Source organism: Pseudomonas sp. P5_A2_2, assembly GCF_054177685.1.
In genome coordinates this window covers 1-3390 of sequence record NZ_JBGCUL010000487.1, presented here as the reverse complement: position 1 = coordinate 3390, position 3390 = coordinate 1, and the positions used below count along the sequence as shown (strand labels likewise).

The window sequence follows — 3390 nt, the reverse complement described above, 5'->3', positions numbered from 1 at the left end:
TCAGCGACGATGCCGCAAGTTCGGCTGATGTGGCGAATGCACGTTGATCCAGTGCAGTGATAGTTGGTACGACCGTTCCATCACTGCAACTCATGGGCGCCCAACCGGAGCCTTGATAGTGCTGCCGTGTTCAAGTTCTCCATGGCTAGATTGGTCCTGCGCGATTCCCCGCTTTCTTCTCTTCGAGGACATAACAATGAGCATGACGTTTTCCGGCCAGGTGGTTGTGGTAACTGGCGGGGCGGCCGGTATCGGCCGCGCGACCGCCCAGGCATTTGCCGCCGAGGGCCTGAAGGTCGTGGTGGCCGATATGGACGTGGCGGGCGGCGAGGGCACGGTGGCGCTGATTCGTACAGCCGGTGGCGAAGCGACCTTCGTGCGCTGCAACGTTACCCTGGAAAGCGATGTAAAAAATCTGATGGAGGAGGTGATCAATACTTACGGTCGCCTCGACTATGCCTTCAACAATGCCGGCATCGAAATCGAGAAAGGCAAGCTGGCCGAAGGTACGCTCGACGAGTTCGACGCGATCATGGGCGTCAACGTCAAAGGCGTCTGGTTGTGCATGAAATACCAATTGCCGCTGCTGCTGGCGCAAGGGGGCGGCGCGATCGTCAATACGGCATCGGTGGCCGGCCTCGGGGCCGCGCCGAAAATGAGCATCTACGCCGCCTCCAAGCATGCGGTGATCGGCCTGACCAAGTCGGCGGCCATCGAGTACGCCAAGAAAAAGATCCGGGTCAATGCGGTGTGCCCGGCGGTGATCGACACGGACATGTTCCGTCGCGCTTATGAAGCCGACCCGAAAAAAGGCGAGTTCGCCAACGCCATGCATCCGGTCGGTCGCATCGGCAAAGTCGAAGAGATCGCCAGCGCGGTGCTGTACCTGTGCAGCGATGGCGCGGCGTTCACCACGGGGCACTCATTGGCCGTGGACGGTGGCGTAACAGCGTTCTGAAGCAATGCATCGCTAAGGAAAAGTTGCAATCTGTGGGAGCGAGCCTGCTCGCGATGAGGGCGTATCAGTCGACATTAACGTTGGCTGACACACCGCTTTCGCGAGCAGCGCTCCCACAGCTTTTTTCGTCGCTGAGATGGCTGGTTTTATGGGGGGACGCAACGGGATCATGCAATGTGTTTCAAATGATTAGAGCAATGGGTTTTGGCGGCGTTGTCGCACATGTATTCGAACACTCCTGTGATTAACTGCTGCTCGCAAAATCAACAGGAGTTTGCTTGCTCATGGAATTGAGAATCGACCGACAGGCGCTGGTGCCCGTCGTACAGCAAATTGTTGACGCGCTGACCTGCTGGCTTCGTTCCAGTGGGGTATCGCCCGGTACGCGCCTGCCTTCGGTGCGACAGATTGCGTGGATCAATTTGCTCAGTCAGTCAAGCGTCACGCAGGCCTGCGAACGCCTGGTGACGCAGGGGATGCTGGTGTCAGGTCATGGGGCTGGCTATAGGGTTGCCGACCCGGCATTGGCCACGGTTGCGAAGTACGAGCCTGCGTGGCTCGAGGGGGCTGAGCCTGAGTACGGGCCCTGTTCGAGTGAGTTGAGGCTCGGCTGTGGCGGGCTGCCTGAAAGCTGGCGCGAGACCGACGATCTGATTTATGCGATTCGGCAAGTCAGTCGTACCGATACGGCCAGCCTGTTCAACTACAGCACGYCGCTGGGTTTGCCAGCCTTGCGACAACAGATACTCAAGCGCCTCAGGCAGCTGTATATCCCGGTGCAGGACAACCGGATCATGACCACGGCGGGGGCCAGTCAGGGGCTCGACCTGATTGTGCGGACACTGTTCAAGGCCGGTGACTGTGTGGTCGTGGAGAGTCCCGGTTATCCGGTGCTGTTCGATCTGCTCAGGCTGCACGGCGTCCACATGGTCGAGGTGCCGCGAACACCGCGGGGGCCGGACGTGGACGTGCTCGAATCGGTGCTGGTCAAACACCGGCCTCAGGGGCTGGTCATCAATAGCTTCTATCACAACCCGACCGGCAGCAGCCTTGCACCGGCGGTAGCGCGCCGCGCGCTGCAGCTGGCCAGGACCTTTGGCGTGCAGGTGATCGAAGACGACGTTTATGCGGATTTGCGCAGCGGTTGCGCTACGCGACTGGCTGCGCTGGACGACAACGTGATCTACGTGGGCAGCTATTCCAAGACCCTCAGCAGTTCCTTGCGGGTCGGTTTCGTGGTGGCCGGCTCTGAAGTCATTACGCGTCTGGCCGAAGTCAAGATGATCAGTGGCATGGGCGCCTCACGATTTTGYGAGTCGGTGCTGGCGTGCCTGTTGGCTAACGGTGCCTACGGCAAACTGGTGCAGCGTCAGCGCCAACGCTTGAACAGCGACCGGCTGGCGGTGTTGCAATTGCTCGAAGATGCCGAATGGGAAGTTTTCGGCAAGCCGGCGGGAGGCCTGTTCATCTGGGCTCGATCACGGATGTCCGACTACGATCAGGTGCGAACCCAGGCACGGCGCCTGGGTGTACTGCTGTCATCGAAGACCGCCTTCACCCCTTCGGGTGAGGCCAGTGACTGGCAGCGTATCAACGTGGCCTATGCCTGCGACCCGCGTGCCCGTGCGCTCTTTCAGGCCACTGCCCGGGATCGACCTCAAGCGTTCTGAAAACGACGTTGATGTAGCTTTTTGCCATTATTCCGGCGCCAGAGCCTTGTGTTGCTACTGGCCCGTTGCGAATCTGCGTCTACAGACTTTGGCAGGGGACTAAGAGCAATGAATTCGGCCGTGCAAGGACGTTTTGCCAACCTCGGTATGGCGAAAAAACTGGGTATCGGGTTTGTCCTGGTGCTGTTGTTGACTGCGCTGGTAGCGGGCATTGGCGTGTGGTCCCTGCAAACCATCAGCCAGCGCTTCGACGGGCTCAAGCAAATGTCATCGCTCAACAGCGGTTTGCTCAAGGTGCGGCTGCTGGAGCAGGAGTACGCCTTGCACGGCAATCCGAAAACCGTCGATGCCCTGCACGAGGGCGTCGATGGCCTGATCGCCCTGGCCGGCCAGCTCAAGGCCGCGTCTGCGGCCAACGTGCCGGTGATGAACGATGTCGAGCAGTCCCTGGGTGCCTATCGCAAGGCCTTCGACGAGTTTGTCTCGCTCACCCAGGCCAAGGACCTGGCGCTGGAAATGGCCAGTTGGTCGGTGTCCAGCGTGGCCAATAATCTTGATGTATTGCAGTCTGGGCTCGCCGATGACGGCGCCTATACCCTGAAAGATTCCGAAGGTAAGGACGGTGCGCAATTCCTCGAGCAGGCCAGCCAGGTCAGCCAGGTTTCACGCTTGATGTTGCAAGCCATGAATGAAGCTCGCGTGCGCCTGGATCAAAGCCGCAAAGGCGACGACAGCGCCGGGCAGGGCAAGATCGAACAGGCC

General features: G+C 59.9%; 2 protein-coding genes and 1 pseudogene. All 3 read left to right on the top strand.

Annotated features, from left to right (window positions below; genetic code table 11):
• The first annotated feature begins 196 nt into the window (after positions 1-196).
• Positions 197-958: an SDR family oxidoreductase gene (locus ACXRVY_RS20930; protein ID WP_046037522.1), complete on the top strand. Its 762-nt coding sequence runs from the start codon at positions 197-199 to the stop codon at positions 956-958.
• Positions 959-1242: 284 nt separating this feature from the next.
• Positions 1243-2628, top strand: a complete 1386-nt coding sequence (locus ACXRVY_RS20925; RefSeq protein ID WP_458238143.1) for an aminotransferase-like domain-containing protein — start codon at positions 1243-1245, stop codon at positions 2626-2628.
• A gap of 108 nt (positions 2629-2736) precedes the next feature.
• Positions 2737-3390, top strand: a pseudogene (locus ACXRVY_RS20920) (methyl-accepting chemotaxis protein); the annotation flags it as partial.

Bases quoted from the DNA above. Each gene is read 5' to 3' on its own strand.
- ACXRVY_RS20930 (WP_046037522.1), top strand. From the start codon at position 197: ATGAGCATGACGTTTTCCGGCCAGGTGGTTGTGGTAACTGGCGGGGCG.